The 22,014-nt window shown below is 56.2% G+C and carries 16 protein-coding genes; 9 read left to right on the plus strand and 7 right to left on the minus strand.

What is annotated here, in order from left to right:
- Positions 1–46 precede the first annotated feature (46 nt).
- A complete protein-coding gene (locus tag HGP17_RS09340) occupies positions 47–1,267 on the minus strand; it encodes an FAD-dependent monooxygenase (RefSeq protein WP_168808247.1) in 1,221 nt (406 codons plus the stop codon).
- 3 nt (positions 1,268–1,270) lie between these two features.
- A complete protein-coding gene (locus HGP17_RS09345) occupies positions 1,271–1,579 on the minus strand; it encodes a hypothetical protein (RefSeq protein WP_168808249.1) in 309 nt (102 codons plus the stop codon).
- 1,364 nt (positions 1,580–2,943) lie between these two features.
- Between HGP17_RS09345 and HGP17_RS09350 the strand changes: the two genes are divergently transcribed.
- A complete protein-coding gene (locus tag HGP17_RS09350) occupies positions 2,944–3,138 on the plus strand; it encodes a helix-turn-helix transcriptional regulator (RefSeq protein ID WP_168809074.1) in 195 nt (64 codons plus the stop codon).
- 717 nt (positions 3,139–3,855) lie between these two features.
- Positions 3,856–4,176: a hypothetical protein gene (locus HGP17_RS09355; protein ID WP_168808251.1), complete on the plus strand. Its 321-nt coding sequence runs from the start codon at positions 3,856–3,858 to the stop codon at positions 4,174–4,176.
- 534 nt (positions 4,177–4,710) lie between these two features.
- On the opposite strand, the gene HGP17_RS09360 is transcribed toward HGP17_RS09355, so the two are convergent.
- Positions 4,711–5,058 (minus strand): PAS domain-containing protein, encoded by a 348-nt coding sequence (locus tag HGP17_RS09360; protein ID WP_168808253.1) that lies wholly within the window; start codon positions 5,056–5,058, stop codon positions 4,711–4,713.
- A gap of 435 nt (positions 5,059–5,493) precedes the next feature.
- Here HGP17_RS09360 and HGP17_RS09365 point away from each other — a divergent pair, with 435 nt between their 5' ends.
- Positions 5,494–6,381 carry a Ku protein gene (locus HGP17_RS09365; RefSeq protein WP_168808256.1) on the plus strand — a complete coding sequence of 296 codons (888 nt, stop codon included), beginning with the start codon at positions 5,494–5,496 and terminating at the stop codon, positions 6,379–6,381.
- Between the two features lie 3 nt (positions 6,382–6,384).
- Complete coding sequence (locus HGP17_RS09370) at positions 6,385–7,206, plus strand: Ku protein (RefSeq protein WP_168808257.1); 822 nt, start codon at positions 6,385–6,387, stop codon at positions 7,204–7,206.
- 335 nt (positions 7,207–7,541) lie between these two features.
- On the opposite strand, the gene HGP17_RS09375 is transcribed toward HGP17_RS09370, so the two are convergent.
- Both HGP17_RS09375 and HGP17_RS09380 read right to left on the minus strand, forming a co-directional pair.
- Positions 7,542–10,538, minus strand: a complete 2,997-nt coding sequence (locus tag HGP17_RS09375) for a DEAD/DEAH box helicase (RefSeq protein ID WP_246704005.1) — start codon at positions 10,536–10,538, stop codon at positions 7,542–7,544.
- Between the two features lie 744 nt (positions 10,539–11,282).
- Positions 11,283–12,362 carry a PAS domain S-box protein gene (locus tag HGP17_RS09380; protein WP_168808259.1) on the minus strand — a complete coding sequence of 360 codons (1,080 nt, stop codon included), beginning with the start codon at positions 12,360–12,362 and terminating at the stop codon, positions 11,283–11,285.
- 174 nt (positions 12,363–12,536) lie between these two features.
- On the opposite strand from HGP17_RS09380, the gene HGP17_RS09385 reads away from it, so the two are divergent.
- Both HGP17_RS09385 and HGP17_RS09390 read left to right on the plus strand, forming a co-directional pair.
- Positions 12,537–13,979 (plus strand): ATPase domain-containing protein, encoded by a 1,443-nt coding sequence (locus tag HGP17_RS09385; RefSeq protein ID WP_168808261.1) that lies wholly within the window; start codon positions 12,537–12,539, stop codon positions 13,977–13,979.
- Between the two features lie 36 nt (positions 13,980–14,015).
- A complete protein-coding gene (locus HGP17_RS09390; protein ID WP_168808263.1) occupies positions 14,016–14,369 on the plus strand; it encodes a response regulator in 354 nt (117 codons plus the stop codon).
- Between the two features lie 411 nt (positions 14,370–14,780).
- Here HGP17_RS09390 and HGP17_RS09395 read toward each other — a convergent pair whose 3' ends face one another.
- Together HGP17_RS09395 and HGP17_RS09400 are read right to left on the minus strand one after the other, a co-directional pair.
- Positions 14,781–16,604: an EAL domain-containing protein gene (locus HGP17_RS09395; protein ID WP_168808265.1), complete on the minus strand. Its 1,824-nt coding sequence runs from the start codon at positions 16,602–16,604 to the stop codon at positions 14,781–14,783.
- Positions 16,605–17,146: 542 nt separating this feature from the next.
- Positions 17,147–17,893 (minus strand): porin family protein, encoded by a 747-nt coding sequence (locus HGP17_RS09400; RefSeq protein ID WP_168808267.1) that lies wholly within the window; start codon positions 17,891–17,893, stop codon positions 17,147–17,149.
- Positions 17,894–18,406: 513 nt separating this feature from the next.
- Here HGP17_RS09400 and HGP17_RS09405 point away from each other — a divergent pair.
- The 3 genes from HGP17_RS09405 to HGP17_RS09415 all read left to right on the plus strand — a co-directional run bounded on the left by HGP17_RS09405 (position 18,407) and on the right by HGP17_RS09415 (position 21,976).
- Positions 18,407–19,825 carry a YsnF/AvaK domain-containing protein gene (locus HGP17_RS09405; protein WP_168808268.1) on the plus strand — a complete coding sequence of 473 codons (1,419 nt, stop codon included), beginning with the start codon at positions 18,407–18,409 and terminating at the stop codon, positions 19,823–19,825.
- 661 nt (positions 19,826–20,486) lie between these two features.
- A complete protein-coding gene (locus HGP17_RS09410) occupies positions 20,487–20,993 on the plus strand; it encodes a 2Fe-2S iron-sulfur cluster-binding protein (RefSeq protein ID WP_168808270.1) in 507 nt (168 codons plus the stop codon).
- Entirely contained in the window at positions 20,990–21,976 is a 987-nt protein-coding gene (locus tag HGP17_RS09415) for a xanthine dehydrogenase family protein subunit M (protein ID WP_168808272.1), read from the plus strand. The genes HGP17_RS09410 and HGP17_RS09415 overlap by 4 nt, the downstream gene beginning before the upstream one ends.
- Positions 21,977–22,014: the final 38 nt, after the last annotated feature.

Genomic DNA, 22,014 nt, shown 5'->3' on the forward strand with positions numbered 1-22,014 from the left:
CAATGATTTATTTGTAAAAAATTTGTTGTAATCCGTTGCATCCGCACTAAGAGGTAACCTGTGCATACGAGGGCAACTCGAATCCGTCGGCGCTGGATACGAACAGCTTGGTGACGACTTGCTTGATACCCGGCGTATCGGCGATGCGCAGTACGGCCCGTTGCAGCGCTACGCCCAGTATAGTCTGTGGCTGCAGCATTTTCGGCGCCAACTTCGGCACGTTCTGTCCTTTCTCGACATAGGGACGCAGGACTTCTTCATAACGCTGCAGCGCTTCGCAAAGCTCTGTTGAGCGCGAGAGTTCTCCGGCCAGGACATAGGCACCCACGATTGCAAGTGTTGTGCCAATACCGGCGATCGGAGTGGCGCACCAAGCCGCGTCGCCGGTTAGGACGACATGACCCTTTGACCACCGATCCATCTTCACCTGACGAAGAACATCGAAATACAGGTCTTCGGCGGTCTCCAGTCCTTCAAGGACCCGTTCCGCTTCCCAATCAACGTCGGAAAAACGTTCCCGCAGGAAAGACTTTTGTTCTGACGGTGCTAATCGCTCGTCACCGTCGGCCTCCTTCTGGACGACAAGGATTGCGCGCGTGGTGCCTTTGCTATCGGGTCGGAGCCAGATGCTGCGTCCCTTACCGGCCGTATAGATGCGGCAAAGATCGCCGTCGCCCTCGCCCTTGGGGATCGTGAAGTAGCCCATCGTCACGTCGAGCCATCGGGGTTTGTTTTCGTCCGGAAAGAGAAGCTCGCGAGTGGTGGAGCCGACGCCCTCTGCGACGACAACAAGATCGTATTGCGAATGAGTGCCACTCTTAAATTTCACGTCTGCAATGTCACCCCTCTCGACCACGGTATCGATGGCATCGTCAAACCTGAACTGCACGTTTTCCCCACAGGCGTCGTAGAAGATCCGAGCCAGATCGCCACGCAAGATTTCGAGTTCGGCGGTCGGCCCCTCCGCGCCGGCTCCGTCGAGATCGAATTGCGCGACTGTCTTGTCGTCCGCGTCGACAAACCGGACGCCCTTCTCGCCCGTGCCGCTGCCGGCTACCGTCCGCTCGAGACCCATCTTTTTCAGGACCTCACGCCCGGCACCACGAACGTCGACGTTCTGTCCTCCGTCGCGGAACTGCGGGTGGCGCTCTACGACGGTTACATCGAAACCCCGCTTTGTGAGCCACCACGCGAGCGCGTTGCCAGCAACGCTCGCCCCGGTGATCAGGATTCGGCGTGCCGCACCGTCTGCTCCCGCGCATTTCATCGGCTAATAACTCGATACACGCAACGCGCCCAAATCTTCGAAAATTCGGTTGACTTTGGGATGTTGACTGACCTCGATATCGACCGAGACCTCGATGTTGCCAGCGAGTGGCGCGTCAACGCGAGAAGTATTTCCGTGCGAAGCATCGCCGCCTGAGGCCTTCGAACCAGATGTGTTGGCCGCCGCCGCGGATTGGACAAAGACGTCAGGTCTGGAAATGCCGACTTGCTGTACAAGGTGCTCAACCGCAAGGTCTGCAGCCTCCCGCGTTTCGAAATCGGCGCGGACAGTAACGGTGGCGTCATCTGCCATAATGAGTCTCCTGTGGTTTCGTTATGGCGAAACTCGCGAAACACATCGTTGTTGCGAAAATTTCTTGGCCCCCGGCATTGAAGTCGAGCTGCTTCGATCACCGCGTCGAGTCCGTCTATGAAGGCTCTGAGCCAGAATTGGATCGGGTGAATATAAGACGTGCGCACGCACGGATCGACATGAGAGGCTCCTCACCATTCCGGCGCCGGCGTTCCAGGTTGACATCCAGGTGTGGCATCATTCAGCTCTTAGGGCTTTGGCGACCAGCGCCACGAGCGTTCATTTAGTCGCCAGTTGATGTTCGCGGCGACCAAGTTTGCAAGAGTTCCTCGAGCACAGTCGCGTGCCATTCCGTCCAGACACGTTCTCCGCCCGCCTCAAGGTTGGTGCTCCACGACCTCGTTTCGTATGACGCGAACGGGAATTTCGAGGCTTTATCGTCAACGTTAAAGCGAGCAAGATGTACGTGCCGGAGCAAGTAGTAGTTCGGGCACGCGTACCGAAAACGGGCGATCATCCTCCGGTCGAACGCGAGGGACACCCTTGGCGGCGCCTTGGTTTCGGACCGCTGATTATGCTCCCTTGTCATGTGGGAAAGCCCGCAAGTGAGCAGGCGATTTCATAGGGATTCAGCGGTCCCGCGCTCGAGAACGCGTGCGGGTCCTTGCTTCACGCCCAGCTTGACCTGAAGCCTGCTCATCCTGAGCTGAGCTGGCAAGCATGGAAGCCATTGGTGGACCGCGCTTGTCAAAACCCCCTAGGACAGGCCGGATTGGTTTACGCTCGCAAGTCGTGTTCGCCATGTCACATCCCGAGAACAAAGCCCATGGCATGGGCTGCGCCCAGACGCACCGATGCCGAGCGTGTCGGAATTCGACCGGCGCAAATCGACCTCTAGGGAGCAAGCACTGCTTCGCCGGCGAACAAGCAGTGCCGCAGATGCTGCGGACACTTCCGATAGCTTCACGTCATGATGGGTGTAGCTGACGAGGAAAGAAATGGCTGCGGTAACAGCGCGAGACAAATTGGACCGACCGTACGCTACTGGACAAGGGCGCTCACCCCATTGAGGGGGCGTCGCAATCTTCCCATATATGAAAAACCTTCATGGATGATTGTCATGGTAAGCAGGATCAGAAAAACTCTGACCGTGCGAGAGCGCACGGCGGCTTTCGAACATACCAACAAGGTTGCGGCGGACGCCGTGGCAGAAGAGCGGCGCCTCCGCAACGAGAAAAGCGAGCGGCTCCGAAAGCTGAGGCTCGCAGTTACGAACTCATCGTCGAAATGAACCGGCCGCGGAATTCGCAGGTATCGGAAACGCTCATCACGTTGCACTGGAGCACAATATGAATCGCATTGATATGGACGTTCCGTCGGATCGCGCAGGTGACCAAATCGGTTTGCGCCTTCGCGACGCACGCGCATCGAAGGGCTATAGTCTTGAAGATCTCGCAATTGCGACAGGTCTCACCGAGGCGGAGATCACAGCTGTTGAAAATGGTACTTCCACCGACGTTCATCATGTTGAACGCATCGAGCACGCACTGGGCTGGTAACGAATAAGAAGGATCGATGAGAATATTGACCATATCGCAGCGCGAAAGTGTTTTCGATGTGCGCTACACCGTCTTTGACTAAACTTAATCCAGAGCCCAAAAGTCGGCGCACAAAACGACTTGGCGGTCTCTGAAGACTACTCCAGGCTTTAGTAGCCACTCGATGAACAGTCATCCGAAACCCATGGAACTTAGTGGGAAAAGTGAGGAAGAACTGTAATTCCGGTTTGTCCGCCGACTATGAATATAGCCGCCTTGCGGCTAGCCGATGTAAAATCTAAGCGTTGATGCGGGTCACGTTTGCGTACGGTGCCGTACTGAGCTATCGACGCAGGTCAAATTCTGCGATGTTAGTTATCCCATCAACGGCGACAGGTGTGATAGTTCCGACGCATTGCGCTGTCAGGCGTGGCAACGCTGGCAACTGTCGCCGCACAGCCGCTGTTGTTCCCACGTCTCAGCGATCATCTGTATTGCAGGGAGCCGGTTAACGGTATTTTACGCACCAATACGCTTCTATGCGGAAATGGAGATAAAGCTGGCAAATTCGAAGCTGGAACCTGGACGTGTCGCCGAACTTCATCGGCTTGGATATAAGATGGGTGGGCGAGCTCCAGCGCTGCTCAACGGTGCGCTTTTGCAGGGTCCTGCAATAGGCACCCGAAATTGGCGCATCATCACGCAAGCGATGGGTCACGATCATGCTGGAAGGCGCAGATGAGTGCAATCAACGATTTTCTTATCGACCTCGTGCGAGCTGCAAATGAACTTGAGCAGGTGAGCCGCTATAAGAAAATCTATTTGATAGACCAGGCCGTCATTATGATCTGCGACATGCGGAAGGTCGCAGGCATACCGCCGAACCTAGGAAACACCGACGCCGTCGTCGATCTACAAACAACTGCTGCACTCATCGATTCGGGCCAAGCCAGCGATGCGAAAATTAAGTCGGCCTTACTCGACGCCGCCGGCATGATCAGGGACCTGCATATTGCTATCGACACGAAAACAGTGATTCAAGTCGTTGATAGAGGGTGATAGTTTCTCCTTAAGGCGAACCTCAGAGGCTCCTGAACCGTGTTCGACGACAGTGGGCCTCAATTTCACGTTCAAATTGCCCGATTGCGGCAATCACCCACGGTTCGAGAAAAAGAACTTTTTTTGATCTTTTAGAGCTAGCAAAAAACGCGAAGTGTACCACGTTTGACAAAAACACCTCACACCTCGCAAGACCCGGCACGTGGTCCTCACGATGTCCGCCGTACCGCATATGTACCGCGTCTATGCAGATGCGGCAATGCCTAGTCGGGCGGCATCCTTCTACGCCAAGTCCCTATGCGGCCATAATGTGTCGGTTTTGCCAGCCATGACGCGGCGCCGATCGTTATGACATGATTTGAATTTCCCTATGAAGAACCGAACGATGGCAAGGCGGTTTAGAACATCGTAAAACCCCGGCCTGATCCTGATTGGCGTAGGGGAAATAGCGGTCGTGTTTTTGCTCCCATTGCAAAGAGACCAACGAAGCGACCAATATGAATTGCTTGAGATTCGTCATTGAGAAGGCATCGATCAATGGCCCAGTGGATAGACGATGCCGATGAAATGTGCCGGAACGCCGTCGGCGTTCCTGAAGCAGCGGCCTGATGAAGCGACGTGCCTATAATGTCCCGTCTCATCTCTCACTCGAAATTCAACGTGAAACGAACGCCCAGTCGTAATCGCCTGCATCCACAAGTTAATTACGATGCTGCGATCACTCACGAAAATCCTTCTAATATAACGTCGAGCGGTTACGCCCAATAAAGTTTTAGCTGGGTCCAACCCGAATAAAAAGGCGATAGCAGTATCGCCGTAGACTATGTTGTCAGTCAGCGGCCAGGTAAACATCCCAGCTTCCGCGTTTTCAACCTCGCTCACCGTTAGAACCCTCCATCCCAGGTATTGCTTGTTACGCAATCTGAGGACGAACGGATCCCTCACACCTTGATATTCCGCGCGCAATTTCTTCGGTGTCACCTCTCATGAATCGCTATTGGTCACCGGATCGCAGTTGCGTTGAAATTTGATCGTCACTCTCAAATCGATTAGCCAAGAAAGCGGCATATGAAATGGGTGATCAACAATTTGCATCGCCAGGTTTGGCGATGTTCGTGTCATCCCGAAATCACGTTTTCATAATCTCTTCGACCCAGATCAGCGCGAGGTGCTGAAGTGCAGCTCGTCAACCGTTCACGGACTGCGTCACGTTTCAGGCATAGGCGGCAGGCTTTCCCAGCAGTCGCGACAGATCGTTATCCGCGGAACCAATTCCACGCAATTTGGTTAGTTTCGCGACAATGTGGAGGGACGACGGTGACAGCACATCGCGCGCAGTGGAAAGGGCACCTGAAGATTGGTGAGCTGAGTTGCGCGGTTGGGCTCTACACCGCCGCGTCTACATCCGAGCGGATCAACTTTCATATGATTAACGAGACAACTGGAAATCGGTTGAAGCGCGAATTTGTCGATAGCGAGACCGAGGAGCCGGTGGAACGGGACCAACAGGTAAAGGGCTTCGAGACAGGAAACGGCGATTACATCATGATCGATCCTGAGGAAGTGGCGGCGGTCATTCCTGATTCTGACAAGATGCTTGAGGCCGAAGCGTTCGTCCCGTGCGGAAAGATCGACAACGTCTATTTCGATAAACCTTACTACCTCGTTCCGGTCGATCATGCCGATCATGACGCCTTCACCAGCATTCGGGATGCCTTGCGAAGAACAAGTGCGACTGCAATCGCCCGAACCGTCCTGTTCAGGCGGATGCGGACTGTTCTCATCCGAGCACACGGCAATGGCATCATTGCCACCACTCTGAACTTCGATTACGAAGTTCGGTCATCAAAGGAAGCGTTTGCAGATGTGGCGAAGATCAAGGTTGAAGCCGAGATGCTGGACCTTGCCAAGCATATCATCAAGACAAAAGAGGGCGAGTTCGATCCGGGGGAGTTCGATGATCGCTACGAGGATGCACTCGCGGCATTGGTAGAAGCCAAAGCGAAAGGCAAGGCCCTTCCTAAGCCGAAGCCTGTCAAGGTTTCCAAACCCAGTGACCTCCTCGAGGCATTGCGAGAGAGTGCCGGCATCGACAAAACATCGGCGAAAGAGCCAAAGGCCGCCAATGCCAACACCGGAAAAAAGGCCGCCGCTTCCAAGTCCACGAGGACGCGCTCGAAAACCGCAGCCAGGAAAGCGAGCTGATCGATGGCATCACGTCGCCCCTACTGGAAAGGCTATCTCAAGCTTTCGCTGGTCACCTGCCCCGTCGCGTTGACCCCGGCCACCTCTGAATCCGAAAAGGTGCGCTTCCACACGCTCAACAAGGATACCGGTAACCGGGTCGTCTCCCATTATATAGACAGTGTCACTGGTAAAGCCGTAACGGACGAGCAAGAGGCCAAGGGCTACGAGCGGGGCGAGAACGATTACGTGATTTTGACGGATGAGGAACTTGAGTCCGTCGAGCTGGAGACGGTTCGGACCATCGACATCGAGAAGTTCGTGCCGCGCGGAAGCATCGAGTGGGTCTACCTCGACACTCCCTTTTACCTCACGACGAACGACAAGATCGGTGACGAAGCCTTCGCAGTGATCCGCCAGGCCATGGAAGGCGAGGATGTCGTCGGAATTTCCCGCGTCGTGCTGGGCCGGCGTGAGCATGCCGTTCTCCTTGAACCACGGGGCGAGGGCATCGTCGTCTGGACATTGCGGTTTGGCGATGAGATCCGACCTGAGAGCGAGTATTTTACGGGTATCGACAAAAAGTCGGATCCAAAGGGCGTGTCGGCTCTCGAAACGAAAATCAATAAGCGCCTGAAGGACTGGTCACCGGATATGGTGTCGGATCCAATCCAGGAAAGCTTGCTAAAGCTGATCGCCGACAAAAAGAAAGCTAAAAAGCCGACCAAAGCCAAATCCTCCCAGTCAACCAAGAATAATCGAGGAGAAAAAAGCAATGTCGTCAGCATCATGGATGCGTTGAAGAAGTCGGTCGCCAAAGAGCTGAGGTCGCGTAAAGCCGGATGAGTCCTGATCGCCCGTGAGCGGCGGACGATAATTTCCAGGTCGCAAAGACCCGAGGATTCACGTGCTCATCTGCTCCCGCGCGAACGACCGATCCTGCCGAAACGGGCCTATTCCTATCGCATTCATCTGCTCGTTTTCGATGAGGTCGTTCGCGGCGGCTTGCGATGTGACGGAACACCAGAAGCGGCGACGGACACGAAAGCAAAACGCTCACGTACAGCCCCTCGCTGAGATACCGGCAATTCATCGAATGTCATGTTGGCAAATTCCAAAGCGAGCCCCACTTGGTTTGCGGCCAACGCTGCGTGATAACCCTGTCGAAGGCCGCCCTAGGTTCAAGTCTTCGCAAACACCTGCTCGAAAAATGCCATCCTTTCGATGCCATTGTCCGTCGCTTTCTCAAAGATCAAACGGCCATCGCGCAGCGTTCCCTTTTGAAACTGCGTCAACGAGATGATCGTCTTTTTGGTCGGTTTCGTAGTGAAGCTCATGGCCATCGCGAGGGGGCCACCATCAAGCTTGCCGATGCCGAATCGCCGGGCGACTATCCGCAGCCTTGCTAGGCGAAAGAGGATTGAGACTTCCTCAGGAAGTTCGCCAAAACGATCTTCGAACTCTCCGGCGAAATCTTCCAGCTCGCTTTCAGTTGTTGCCCGGAGCAATCTGGCGTAGAGGTTCAGCCGCACCGCTCCTTCAGATATGTATTCCGGCGGAATTGACCCTGCGATGCCAAGATTGAGCACGGCCGAATTTTCTGCCAGCGATGACCTCTTGCTGAAACTGGTTACCGCCCGCTCCAGGAGCTTCTGGTAAAATCTGACCCCGACCGACTTCATATGACCGGCTTGATTGTCACCTATGATGTCTCCTCCTCCTCGAAGATCGAGATCCTGCATACTGATCGCGAGGCCCGCACCGAGACGATCCTTTTCAACCATCGTCAAAAGACGCAAACGCGTTTCCTCGGAAATGCCCTCCTCGGGCGTCAAAAGATAAGCCATACCCTGAGCTCTTCCGCGTCCCACGCGGCCCCGCAGCTGGTGCAGCTGCGCCAGGCCGAACCTGTCCGCGCGCCAGATGAAGATCGTATTGGCGCGGGGAACATCGAGACCAGTTTCTATGATGTTAGTGGACACGAGGACGTCGCCGTCTCCATCGGCGAAACTGACCATCGTTTCGTCCAATAGGGCGCCCTGCATCTTGCCGTGCGCGACCCTGAGTGAAAGTTCCGGCACGATCGCACGCAGCATTTCCCCTACGGGATCAAGGTCCTCGATCTGCGGGACAACCAGGAAGCTCTGACCGCCGCGGCGGTATTCCCGCATCAGAGCAATCCGCATCGAGGCGCGATCAACCGAAGTGAGGGACGTCCTGACCGGTCGGCGCTTCGATGGCGCCGTTGCGAGGACACTGACATCCTGGACGCCGATCAGCGCGGACTGCAAGGTTCGGGGAATAGGCGTCGCCGACATAACGAGTGTGTGCAATAGCGGCGCCAGCGCCTTCATGGCCTGCTTTTGGCGCGTCCCAAACCGATGCTCTTCGTCGACAATCAACAGTCCGAGATGCGCGAAGCGAATATCCTTTGCGAGGATCGCTTGGGTCGCTATAACGATGCCAATCTCACCGCAGGCAAGCCCTGCCTTGACCTCATTAGCCGTTTTCCGTTCGACAACACGAGACAGCATTGCCACCCGGATCCCCGTGTCCGCAAATCGGCGCTCGAACGTCGACAAATGCTGGCGCGCGAGTACGGTGGTCGGGACGACGATGGCGACTTGACCACCGGCGAACGCGACTGCCGCTGCGGCCCTCAACGCTACCTCGGTTTTGCCGAAGCCGACATCGCCACAGATCAGCCGGCTCATGACGGTACCTGATGCCAGATCCGCGAGAACCGCTTCGATTGCGGCTGCCTGGTGTGCCGTCTCGGCATAGGGAAAGCGACGAGCGAATTTCGAAAATTCTGTCTGTCGCGGAACAAATGTCTCAGCCGGAGCATCCCGTCGCTCCTTGGCAATGCGCATCAGGTGGCGGGCAGCTAGCCGGATGTCTTTATCGATTACGGCGCGCCTTTTGACCCATGCTTCAGTATGAAGGCGATCAAGTGTCACCGCTTCAGGCTCTGAGCCGTAACGCCAAATCTTGTCAAACTCCTCCATCGGGACAAGAAGCGATGCCTCATCTCGATATTCGAGCCGGGCGGCGTCGCGCATGGCGCCTTCGACAGAGATGATTTCCATGCCTTTCAGGACAGCGATGCCGTGATCTTCATGGACCACCACATCGTCAAGCATTAGATCTGGTTCGGCAAGTTGCACTGTGATGTCGCCTGCTATTGCTGATTCACCGAGCACATCTTTGACGGTAATGACGGCATGGCGGGCGGTGGCGAAGCCGCTGTCCAGGGCGCTTTCGAGTTTCAGGAACGCACCGCGGGGTGCGACCTTGACCTCGGTCCATGCGCTGACAGATTGAACCTCTATTCCGATTTGTCGCTCCAGACGCCGGACCAGACCGTCGAAGATCTGTCCCTTTCCCGCGAGAACGACGGTGCGTCCCGACTGTTTTTCATTCTTCACGAAATCGATGAAAGAGCCTCGCGGATTTGCGCTCTCGAAGAATCGAGGCAGCGGTCTCCTATCGTTCAGATAAAGGTCAATTACACGAAAACCGGTAATGGCGGCAGACCAGGCGGATTGTGTAAGATACAGCGAGTGGGAGCGGTTCGTATTGTCGCCATCGAAATGCTGTCGGGCCTGTCGCGCTTCGTCGATAATATCGAGATAGTTGCTCAACCGGTCGTCTGAACCATTCTCCATGGTCAGATCGACGTCGCCCATCACATCGAACACAGTCTGCATATCGTCATATAATTTGAACAGGCCGCACTCCGACGCCTCGGGCAGCACGGTGCCATCGTTGAAGTCCGCTTCCAAGACAATCGCCTCCGAGGCTGGCCCAAACTCCATCGCATCGACAGTGCTCGTTGTACGCTGCGTTGACGGGTCATACGATCGCAGTTCCGCGACGGTCCCGTCTTCTGCCAAAAATATACGCATTGGCACAGACGCGCCTGCAGGGAAAATGTCGATGACATCGTCGCGGTATGCCACCTCGCCCGGCTCGTCGACGATCCCTTCTTCGATGTAGCCGGTGCACCGGGCAAAGCTTGCGAACGCCCGCTGATCGAACGCCTTTCCTACGGCGAGTTCGGACCAACTATTTCGAATAATGCTTGTGGGAGGAATTCGTTGGAGAAGAGCATCAAGCGAGGTAATCAGAAGCCTCTTCTCCGGCGACGGCCGAGACCACACCCGTAGCGCGTCCATTCGCCGTCCCATTGACTGCTTAGACGGAGGTACCCGGTCAAAAGGCAAGCAGTCCCATGGAGGGAAGACGACGATGCCAAGGTCCGGGGCGAGACATCGGATCGCTTCGGCAACCCTGTTGGCTGCAGTTTCGCTGAGCGCGACGTAAGCGCGCGACCGATTTGAGGTCCGCGTTGTGTCAATAAGTGTCGCAGCGATCAACGCGGCGGGACACCGGTGCATCGGCGTGGGTGAGTTTATCGCAGCCGTGTGAATGTATTCGATGACGCGCAACTCGATCTCCACCTCCGCCTGGGCGATCTCAGGCTAGCGACCGCCAACCGTGGTCTTAAACCGTAAGGGCGTTAGATGGTTCCGTTGTTAAACCAAAACCGCGTCCGTCGTGAATCATATTGTCGAGTTCGCGCCTCCCGTTCCGACTTGTCAGGCGTCGCGTGAATTTGGCCCGACTGCTCCAGACAGGTTTTCCTGATCTCAGGCGGCAAATATTCATCATCGACCGGAGTCAATTACGTTCGATCCGTGGTTCGCGATAGGTATCGAAGAATCACGGATCGATCCGTCTGCCTGAACGTGGAAGATGCGACGCCATGCGCGTTGGCGATGAGAGGGCGGTTGCCGTCCCACTCTCAAGGCCGACCGCGAGAAGCGCGTCTCGCGCGCCGATGGTTGGCTTGACGCCATTTAAAGAGTCGCGACAAACCATTGATGTCGCGTATATCAATACCCCATCAGATTCGAGCTTTAGCGGGCCGATGTGAACGCGTCGTGGGGAATCGAAAGCCTGATCACCAGCCCCCCAGGCTGCCACTCTCTGGACACTTCGGCGTTGAGTGAGCGAATGATCGTCTCTTCTAACTTGGTCCCGAAACCGGGTTTCCCTGGCTCGTGGCGGGTTGAGACATGACTTTTGGACTCGAGCCATTGAATTTCGCAGATGTCGCTACGGACGCTGACCGTGATGTCCAATCGGCCATCGGCCACGGATAAAGATCCGTACTTGACCGCGTTGGTGGCATACTCGTGAAAAAGTAGCGCAAGTCTTGTCACCCTTTCGGCACTGACAGAAATGTCTTCACCGTGCAAATGCCATCGTCCGGCGCCATGCTCCTCGTATGGCGAAAGGAGTGCCGACAGAAGCCGAAACAGCGATGTCGACTTCTCCTGGAAAGCTTCGCCCCCGGAAAAGCTCGGCAATGTCATCTCGTGGGCTTGCGAAAGCGCAACGAGACGATCCATCATCGCCGAGGCGAGATCGCCCGGCGTCTGCGCGGTGCGCGCTGCCAGCGTGATGATGCTGCCTGTTACGGCAAACAGGTTCTTGACGCGGTGATGCATTTCGCGGAGCAACAATTCTTGATGCTCAGCCGCTCGCTTCCTCTCGGATATGTCTCTCGCAATCTTCGATGCGCCAATGATCGCGCCGTCGCTGCTCCGTATCGGTGAAATCGTCAACGAGATGTCGAGGAGGCTACCATCTTTTCGCCGTCGTATTGTTTCGAAATGATCGACAGGTTCACCGGCCTGAATGCGCGCCAAAATTGCAGGCTCTTCCTGCAACCTGTCCTCAGGAATAAGCATAGTAATAGGTTGCCCTACCGCCTCTTCGGCGGTGTAGCCAAACAGACGCTCGGCGCCTCGATTCCAGGTCGTGATAATGCCCAGAAGCGACTTGCTGACAATCGCATCATCGGACGATTCAACGATAGCGGCGAGAAGGGCAGCAGCATCATGAACGGGCTGTGCTGCTTTCTGTCCGACCCCGCGTTGCCGAAGGCGTTCACTTGGCAAATTGCCGTCGTGACGTTTTACAAACTTAGTCATTGGCGTTCACGTGCCCTAAGAAAGCTCAAAAAGAACTTGAACGATAACCTCTGGACGAGGTTCGATGAAAAGATAACTTTTCCGGTTCAAAGATAAAGTCCCTTGTATGGCCTATCGCGAAATTGTGCTAGGGCGGTCGTTGCGTGCGACGCTACCTGTTTGGACATCAAAGCAATGCAAAAACTTCCAAGACTGTTAACCGGTATTCCTGGCATGGACACCGTTCTCGGAGGCGGCCTTGTCGAGGGCGCTTCCTACATTATCCAGGGCCAGCCGGGCGCCGGGAAGACGATCTTCTCCAATCAGGTTGCCTTTGCAAATCTCGCGCGAGGCGGCAAGGTATTATACGTCACGTTGCTGGCGGAAACCCACGACCGGCTGTTTCAGTCACTGGGCACATTAGAGTTTTTCGACCGCTCGCAGCTCGGGACTAATATATCGTACGTCAGTGTATTTCAGACCCTCCGCGACGAAGGGCTCTCGGCGGTCGTTCGCCTTATTCGCGAGGAAACTATCCGGCGCGGCGCCACGCTGCTTGTGTTCGACGGTCTTTTGAATGCCAGCGATCGCGGCGACAGCACCCTCGACGTCAAGACCTTCGTAGCCGAAGTCCAAAGCCAAGCCGCTTTCGTCGGCTGCACAGTGCTTTTCCTTACCAGTACGCGCGTTGCGGAAGACAGTCCTGAGCACACGATGGTGGATGGTGTCGTCGAGCTTCACGACGAGCTTGTCGGTGTCCGCGCTGTCCGCCGGCTCCAGGTCAAAAAATCGAGGGGAAGCGCGGCTCTGGGCGGCTACCACCAGTTCGAGATCACCTCGCGGGGATTTATCATCTATCCGCGCATGGAGGCCGCCCTTGCGTCGGCAACCGTCGAGGAAGAACACCGCGCAGCGACACCTGTAGCAACGGGAACCGCGGGATTCGACCGTCTGCTTGGCGGTGGATTACCAGCACACTCAGTCAGCCTGATTTTCGGCCCCTCCGGCTGCGGAAAGACATCGCTCGGCCTGAACTTCCTAAGCCTTGCGAGCGAACAGGAACCAGCCTTGCATTTCGGCTTCTACGAGACCCCTGCCCGGCTGAAGGGAAAGGCGCGAGCATTGGGGGTTGATCTGGACACACCGTTGAATTCTGGCGCACTGAGGGTGATCTGGAATCCGATGACGGAGAATCTTCTTGATAAGTTAGGCCACCGGCTTCTCGACGAGGTCCGCGCCCGAGGGGTCAAGCGCCTGCTGATTGACGGTTTGGGAGGTTTTGAACGGGCTGCCGTCTATCAACCGCGTCTCGTCGAATTTTTTGCAGCCCTTACGAACGAACTTCGGGCCTTGGGCGTTACTGCACTTGCAACGTGGGAACTCCAGGACCTTTTCGGGCCGACAGTCACAGCGCCGGGGTCAGAAATCTCGAGTCTCCTGGATAATCTTGTGATGCTGCGACATGTAGAAATTGCCTCTCGCTACAAACGCACGATCTCCGTGCTGAAGGTGCGCGACAGTGCTTACGAACCCGTTATCCACGAGGTTGGGTTTGGACCTGACGGAATGACTATTACCACTCCCTTGGAGGCCGTCACCGGGGCCGCGACCGGCTTGGCGATGCCAACAACCCGCTAGAGCGTGATTTGACAGAACAAGCATGAGCCGCACCCGATGCCCTTGATCGTTATAGCCGAAGACGAGTTTTTGATCGCCGACGTGCTGGCGATGATGCTCGAGGATGCCGGCTATGAAGTAGAGTCCGCTCCGCATGGCCGAGCCGCGCTGGCGCTGGTGCAGGAAAAGCGGCCTGCGCTCGTCATCACGGATTTCATGATGCCACTTATGACGGGTCTCGAGCTGGCACAAGCGATACGGGGCGATGCTGCGATTGCACACATCCCGATCATTCTCGTCAGTGGGGCTCAGGGAAGTATCGGTCGTGCCCATCCCGACGCATTCAACGCCGTTTTGGACAAGCCTTACGACGAAAAGAAACTGATCGCGACGGTTGCCGCTCTGCTTTGAATCAAAGTCTCTCTGACCGTGGCGCTCGACCACCATACTGAAACACCCGGCGATGCGAATGACGAGACCGCTGCGGACAGGTGGGGCGCTCGGCTGCCTTTTCGTTGGCCATGGCAAGAAACTGGAAAAATCACCATGTTCACCATCTCTGTCGCGTCCAGTTGACACGCCAGCGGTCTCGCCAGGATAACGATGAATCTGAGCCGACGTTCCTCAATTAGCAAGCGGGTACGCTATCGGACCAAGTGAACTCTATTTTGGCGTGGCGCTCATGAACAAAGGCGGACCAGCCTTTCGAGAGCCGCAAATCCGACTTCGCCGCAGTCTTGATCGCGTTCCACGCATTCATTGTTGTTGCGGAAGGACGTTGAATGAGCTGATCCTCAGCGCCGAGATGACCGAACGAGCACGTTACCCCGCACGATATTGGCTGGATGATTGCGGCCTCTCCGCACCGCGCTGCGCTTGCTCCAGAAGCATTTCCAAAACTTTGTCGGGCGGGGCAGGCTTTGCGTAAAGGTAACCTTGGCCGAGAATGCAACCTCTCTTGAGAAGACTTTGTGCCTGGTGTCGAGTTTCGATCCCCTCGGCGACCACCCGAATACCGAGACGTTTTGCGATGTGAAGGATTCCTTCAACGATCCCCGTCCCGACATCGCCAGGTCCCAGGCGATCGACAAAGCACTTATCGATCTTGATCACATCCACAGGTACGCTAATCAGATGGGTCAGCGAGGCAAATCCCGTTCCAAAATCGTCGAGGGCAACTTTCAAGCCGGCGCGCCGCAACGAGGCGATCTTTGCCGCCGCGCGATGGTTCCGCTCGCCCAGATATACGGATTCGGTCACCTCGAGTATGGCATGATGAAGGGGTACGTTTTCTCGCTCGAATGCGGCAATCAAGCTTTCCGGAATATCGCTGCATGTGAAATCAGCCGCAGACAGATTGATGCCGACATGTTGAAACGGAACGCCGCGCTTGAGCCAAGTCCCCACATCGCGCGCAATACATGCGATCATTCGCCGGGTTAAGGCAGCCGCAACCTGCGCATCCTTGGTCGCTTCATGAAACTCGCCGGCTGCGATGATGGCGCCATCATGCGATCGAATACGCGCCAACGCCTCCACACCGATGATTTCCTCGGTATCGAGACGCACGATCGGTTGATACCATGCCTCCAGACGGTTCTCTTTAAGAGCGTTGGCAACTTGCTGAATCGCATCCAATCGTTTGGAAATAGCGGTTGAGATGGAGTCATCATATATGACGAGACCGCCTCGGTTCGTTTCCTTGGCGTGATAAAGGGCGATATCGGCGTTTCGTCTGATAGCGTCCATATAAGTCGACCCGTCGGTGATCGCTATTCCGGCGGTTACGGTGCAAATTAAAGAGTGGCCTTCACAAATGACCGGCTGACTGATCGCATCGATGATCTGTCCGATCAGGCGCTCGATAGTGGGCCGATCAGCATTGTCGAGGAGGACTGCAAATTCGTCTCCACCCAAACGATAAGCGTTAGGAGATTCGATGACAGCTGCTAGCCTTGCGGCCACCGTTGCGATCAATTCATCGCCGGCAGCGTGACCAAAAGTGTCGTTGACGACCTTGAGATTATCGATGTCTAACAGTAGGAGCGACAATGCTTTGTTCTCGAGCTGCGCTGAGAGAACTTCATTAAATTTTGCTCTATTTGGAAGGCTCGTGAGAACGTCGGTGAACGCAAGGCGCCGATGTTCAAGCAAGCGCTCATTTCGCTCAAGCGCAATCAAGCAGAGCGGCAAGCACCCTTCAACGATGCTTTGTTCAAATGGCGTCGGCGGCCGCGGTTCAGAAAAATAGAGCGCGAAAGTACCAAGGACAGCACCATTACTCCCGAAAACGGGCGTTGAGAAACACGCCTTCAGACCGATTGGCAAGGCAAGTGCTTTGAAGGAGGACCAACGAGGATCAGTTTCAATATCGGCAACTGTGATCACTTCTTTGAAAAATGCTGCTGCCCCGCACGAGCCCGCCATGGGACCGATCGGTAGCCCATCGAGAGCCTCGGAGTAACTTTGCGGGATACTTGGCGCCGCGCACGTATGGAGCTTCCCATGTCTGTCGAGAGTGAGGATCGATGCGCGACTGCCTGGCAAAAGTCGCTCAACCTCGCCGCAGAGCTTTGTCAGGGTCTCCTCGAGGCCCTCTCCTTGAGCAACCATCCTGAGAATAATGTTTTGAACACCGACTAGCATGACGCACCTCCTCGTACCGCAAGACGATATAACGCTCACTGGTTTAGAATTGCCTGCTTTTTAAAAGGGTTTCCGCAAATTTGCTAAATAAAGAGTTGTGATCGACCAGCCGTTATTTCAACCTGGCAGGTCTCGCACTCGAAGCAATGGGTAAAGCAACGCGTTTCGACTTGCGAACATGCCAAATCTCAGCGGTCGACAATGGACGCCATGACGAGAGCGGCGTGCAACGATAACGCACTGAAGAAGATTCAGGGAGACGCTAGACCGGACTTGTCCGGACCTTGCCAATCTGGATACTTGCGAAAATTTGTCCGCATCGGAAGAACGGCTAGCGACACGAAGGATTGCCGTCTCGATCGAGTCCAAGAAGCGCCCGAGCATCGTGATAGATTGCGTCATAACGCATGGTAGCCACCGATCTTCCGCGATGAAGGCGGCAACTCAAACCCTTTGGCCTTGGTCAAAATAATCAAAGCCGTCTGCAGGCTGAAGGGGCGCTCCCGATCAGAGATCGGGAGCGAGCGATCAGAGTATACCGATCAAAATTGCTTGCGCAGGCCGATGGTGACCGCATTGCTACTAAAGTCGGTGTTCGACGAAGAACCGTCGCGCGCCGTAAACTTCAAACTGTCAGCCGCAGTAAAGCGGTAGCCGATATCGAGAGTGGTCTTCTCGAAGATTGAGGAACCGGAGAAAACACTCTGCAGGTTGATGCCAACGCCAGCGTCCAGATGATAAGCAAAAGCAGTATCGTTGTCATTGATCAGTGTGCCAACCCCGCCGATACCCTGCTTGCGGAGCTTCACGTTCATCGCGCCAATGCCGCCGCCGACATAGGGTGTGAAGACCGATAGGACGCCGGTTTCGCCATTAGGGGCAAGCGGAATATCTAGGTAGCCATTAAGGAAACCCTGGATGGTATTGACGTCGCCATACGAGTCAATGCTTCCCACGCCGCCAAAGCCGCTTACTCGATGTTCGTCAACGGAAGCGCTGCCGTAACCGACTTCAAGTTCGACGCGCGGCGCGACGTAGCCGTAGGAGCCGAAGTTGTAGCCAGCCCGGATGGCGCTGTAGTAGCCTGTATCGTACTTCGTGTTGACGTTAACACCAGCAATATCGAAGTTCGTGTGCTTGAGGAAGTTCACCGAACTCAGCGAACCGATGTAGAAGCCCATTCCATTGTCGGAAGCCGAGGGTGGTGTCATCGGAGCGACCATATCAGCGGCGGAGGCCGCTGAAACAAGTGACGTGGAAATAAGGGCGGCGAACAAAAGCCTATTCATTTTGATATCCTGAAGCTAGCCCGGCGGGCTTTTTGAAAATCGGTATCTCACGAAAATGAAATAGAGTGCGATTTTCTGCACAACGGAAATAAGGCAGCTAAATCTCGCCATTTGGCTATACCTTCCCATCGAGTGTTGCTTTTGGAGCACACACGTTCTGCAACGCGAACTTAACGCAAGAGACAGAGAAATAATGTCGATCTTGCTGTCGCATTCGAGCAAGAAACCGGCCGGGAGGCGTTTACCCGGGCTAATCCATTGAAATGCATCCCGCCCGACAGCGAGGCTTTCGGGAATAGCTCCATCTCGATGAGAGTTCCGATGGTCTCTTTGACCCTCAAGTCTGTCGCCTGAAACCGTTCGGGCTCGCGAGGAGTGATTGGTCCCCGACTAAAGATGAGGAGCTCGCCACGGTGAACCGCCACAAACTTGGCGCAACCGTAAACCCAATCTTTCGGAAAGCGGGGGAACCATCCGGAATCGGGTTCGTTTGACTGTCGGAAGGTGAGCCCCATGCATGAAGACGAAAGAAAACTCGAACGGGTCGAAGAACGGATCCACGTCAGTAAGAAGTCGATCTCGGACGGTCGCGTCGTCTTGGCGACGGCAACCGACATCGTCCCGGTGTTGACGACGGTGAACCTTCAGCGTGACGATGTCGATGTGGAACGGGTTCGGCTCAATCGCACCGTCGACGAAGTCCCGAAAGTCCGCGTCGACGGGGACACGACCATCGTTCCAGTAATCGAAGAACGTCTCGTCGTCCAGAAGAAGCTCGTTCTGGTGGCGGAGATCCGACTACGTCGCAGGAGCACCATCCAGCCCCAACGCGTGGAGACCGAGCTGCGGCAGCAGCGCGTTACGGTCGAGCGCACATCAGAAGATACAAAGCCAAGGAGAAATATCATGGCTGAGCTGTACAACGAGAACGCCCGTGATCTCACAGCGGGGACCTACAATACTCTTTCCGCCTTCTTCGACAGCCGTTCGGATGCGGAAAGCGCCGTCTCCCGTCTGAGAGAGGCCGGTGTCGACGAACGAGACATTCGTTTCATGCCCGGCTACGAAGCCGACAGCGAAACCGCCAACGTGGCCAGCGACGATCGGCGGGGGTTCTGGGCGGCACTCGGCGAGTGGTTCTTTCCGGACGAGGATCGGGCGACCTACGCGGAAGGCCTGCGTCGCGGCGGCTTCCTGGTATCGGTCTCCAATCTAAGCGACGCTCTCCACGAAACGGCACATGACATCCTCGACGACGAGGGTTCGATCGACATCGACGAACGCGCCGATCTGTGGAGACAGGAAGGCTGGAGCACTCACCGTTCGACCGACGGGTTTGCAACACCTGCCTACGATCGCAATGTTGCCGCAGAAGCAGACCTTGCGGTTTCAGGTGATGCGGACCGCGTCACCTCCGGCGACGCCTCGCGCAAACAGCCGAAGCTCGACAACGAAGTCGACGCGGTCGCACAGGCGTCGGCCTCTCGTGAGGATGCATTCGAGCCAGCTGCACGCGACCAGACCATCCCGGTTGTCGAGGAAAACCTCCGCGTCGGCAAGCGCGATATCAACAATGGTTCAGTTCGTGTACGCGCCTACACCGTCAAGCAGCCCGTCCGCGAAGACGTCAGCCTCCGTGACGAGAAAGTCGAAATCGAGCGGCGTGCCGTCGACCGACCTTTGGCCGACGCCGACCGCGCGTTCCAGAATCGCACGATCTCTGCCGAAGACCATCACGAAGAGCCTGTCGTTCAGAAGGACGCACATGTCGTCGAGGAGGTCGGCATTCGCAAGAATGCGTCCGAACGCACGGAAACGATCAACGACAGCGTCAGCAAGACCGAAGTCGAAATCGACGACGATCGCAACGGTCTGTCGCAGTCGCAGACAGGTTCCGATCAGAGCCAGTCGCAGGGTTATCGCCGCGACTGAGCGGCGGTAGCTTCGAACCGTTACTTCGCCCACGGCCCGGTTCGCGGGCCGCTTCCGCTTTACGAGTGGGAATTTGAGAAGGGTGGGGTCGAAAACGCCTACAGCTTAAATTCCCCTACAATCAAAACCTTCGCACGCGGGATGCGTGCAGGTGATAGTTCGTGCGATTTGGGCCAAGCTGGCTGCGGCCAGGACGCCAAAAGCCATAGCGGTCAATGGAGCTGCACTTACAAAGATGCGATATCGGGTTAGCATTTAAGCGTTGCTCAGGCGTCGACGCGGCGACACGCATCGATAAGCGATGTCACGCTTTTTGCCTCCCGCCTAAGGCTGGCACTGAGCCAGATCGCCGAGCGCGGGACATGAAGCGTGCCAAGACCGGTATTTGTCACCATTTTTCGATCGAGGGCTTGTTGGACACACGCGCCTGAAGAATGAAGAAAAAGAACGTTCTAAAGCGAGCCCATTTTTGACGGCCTCATCCGCGTAGCGAATTGGCAGGTCTAAACAAGCGGATCCCAACCGTGTGTCTGGCGCCATGGTCGTTTAAGGTCTGCTGCCGTTGGCAGATGTCCGTGACTTAAGATGTGACGAAACATTGAGACCGCGGCAGCGTTTCACTGTCTTGCTTGGCCTTGCAAATCAGCACCGGGAGAGACGCATGACAATTTCCATCAATGGTAAATCAGCCTCGATTCCCGATGATCCTCGGGTTTCGCTGCTGGATTTGCTCCGTGACCATCTTCATCTTCACGGCACGAAAAAAGGCTGCAACCAAGGCGCTTGCGGCGCCTGCACCGTTCTTGTCGATGGCGAACGCATCCTGTCGTGCCTAGCGCTCGCCGTCCAGTTCGACGGCCGTTCCGTGACGACGATCGAAGGGCTTGGCGAGCCAGAAGCACTTCATCCGTTGCAGCGGGCGTTTGTAGAGCATGACGGCTTCCAATGCGGCTACTGCACGCCCGGCCAGATCTGTTCGGCCGTCGCGATGGTCGGTGAAGTACGCCGCGGCGTTCCGAGCTTCGTTACCTCGGATCTAAGCTCATTTGTGATCGATTTCAGCCATGACGAGGTGCGCGAACGCATGAGCGGTAATCTCTGTCGATGCGGTGCCTATAACGGCATCATCGATGCGATCGGCGAGACACTGAAGGAGGCCGCCGAATGATCCCCTTTAGCTATTCCCGGGCATCGGATGTTCGAGATGCCGTCGCCAAGGGCGCCGTCAGCGGCACAAAGTTCCTCGGCGGTGGCACCAATCTCGTCGATCTCATGCGCGAGACGATCGAGCGACCGACAGGCCTCGTCGACGTTACCGGACTGTCGGCCGCTATCACCGAAACCACGGCGGGGGACTTGATGATCGGTGCAGCGACGCGCAACACCGCTGTAGCGGAAAACGCGCTCATCCGCACGCGCTACCCTGCGCTGACCCGCGCCATCGTTGCCGGCGCATCGGCACAGATCCGCAATATGGCGACCGTTGGCGGCAATCTGATGCAGCGATGCCGTTGCATCTATTTCTACGACGACGAGGGATCACATTGTAACAAGCGGACGCCCGGTGACGGCTGCGACGCGCTGAGGGGCTTCAATCGCAGCCATGCCATCCTTGGTGCATCGGATGCCTGTATCGCCGTCCATCCGTCAGACATGTGCGTGGCACTGACCGCCCTTGATGCCATCGTGCATGTGGAGGGAGGTGGTGGTTCGCGGAGCGTCGCAATGAAGGATTTTCATAGGCTCCCCGGCGACAGGCCGGATATCGAAACCACATTGCAGCCAGGTGATCTGATCACCGCGATCGAGCTGCCGGCCGCCAGCATTTCGGCACACTCGACCTATCGTAAGGTGCGCGACCGCGCGAGCTACGCTTTCGCGCTCGTGTCCGTTTGCGCAACGCTCGATATCGAAGATGGTCAGGTGCGCGCGATCCGCATTGCACTTGGCGGCGTGGCGCACAAGCCATGGCGGGCGGAGAAGGCGGAAGCCATGCTACGCGGCAAATCCGCGAGCGAGGCGAACTTTCGCGTCGCAGCAGAGGCGGAGCTTGCCGATGCGAGAACCTTCGAAGGCAACGCGTTCAAGGTCGAACTCGCAAAGCGTACCATCGTATCGGTGTTGACAGACCTTACCGGAGGTGCGGCATGAGCATTCTTCAAGACGCGAAACGGACGGCCCAGGGGCTT

Source organism: Rhizobium sp. P38BS-XIX (genome assembly GCF_012641435.1).
In the GTDB taxonomy this organism is placed as follows: domain Bacteria; phylum Pseudomonadota; class Alphaproteobacteria; order Rhizobiales; family Rhizobiaceae; genus Rhizobium.

Coding starts and splice junctions, on each gene's coding strand:
- HGP17_RS09385 (WP_168808261.1), top strand. CDS start 12,537: ATGCAAAAACTTCCAAGACTGTTAACCGGTATTCCTGGCATGGACACC.
- HGP17_RS09415 (WP_168808272.1), top strand. CDS start 20,990: ATGATCCCCTTTAGCTATTCCCGGGCATCGGATGTTCGAGATGCCGTC.
- HGP17_RS09340 (WP_168808247.1), bottom strand. CDS start 1,267: ATGAAATGCGCGGGAGCAGACGGTGCGGCACGCCGAATCCTGATCACC.
- HGP17_RS09355 (WP_168808251.1), top strand. CDS start 3,856: ATGAGTGCAATCAACGATTTTCTTATCGACCTCGTGCGAGCTGCAAAT.
- HGP17_RS09395 (WP_168808265.1), bottom strand. CDS start 16,604: ATGCTAGTCGGTGTTCAAAACATTATTCTCAGGATGGTTGCTCAAGGA.
- HGP17_RS09345 (WP_168808249.1), bottom strand. CDS start 1,579: ATGGCAGATGACGCCACCGTTACTGTCCGCGCCGATTTCGAAACGCGG.
- HGP17_RS09390 (WP_168808263.1), top strand. CDS start 14,016: ATGCCCTTGATCGTTATAGCCGAAGACGAGTTTTTGATCGCCGACGTG.
- HGP17_RS09370 (WP_168808257.1), top strand. CDS start 6,385: ATGGCATCACGTCGCCCCTACTGGAAAGGCTATCTCAAGCTTTCGCTG.
- HGP17_RS09400 (WP_168808267.1), bottom strand. CDS start 17,893: ATGAATAGGCTTTTGTTCGCCGCCCTTATTTCCACGTCACTTGTTTCA.
- HGP17_RS09380 (WP_168808259.1), bottom strand. CDS start 12,362: ATGACTAAGTTTGTAAAACGTCACGACGGCAATTTGCCAAGTGAACGC.
- HGP17_RS09350 (WP_168809074.1), top strand. CDS start 2,944: ATGGACGTTCCGTCGGATCGCGCAGGTGACCAAATCGGTTTGCGCCTT.
- HGP17_RS09410 (WP_168808270.1), top strand. CDS start 20,487: ATGACAATTTCCATCAATGGTAAATCAGCCTCGATTCCCGATGATCCT.
- HGP17_RS09405 (WP_168808268.1), top strand. CDS start 18,407: ATGCATGAAGACGAAAGAAAACTCGAACGGGTCGAAGAACGGATCCAC.
- HGP17_RS09375 (WP_246704005.1), bottom strand. CDS start 10,538: ATGGACGCGCTACGGGTGTGGTCTCGGCCGTCGCCGGAGAAGAGGCTT.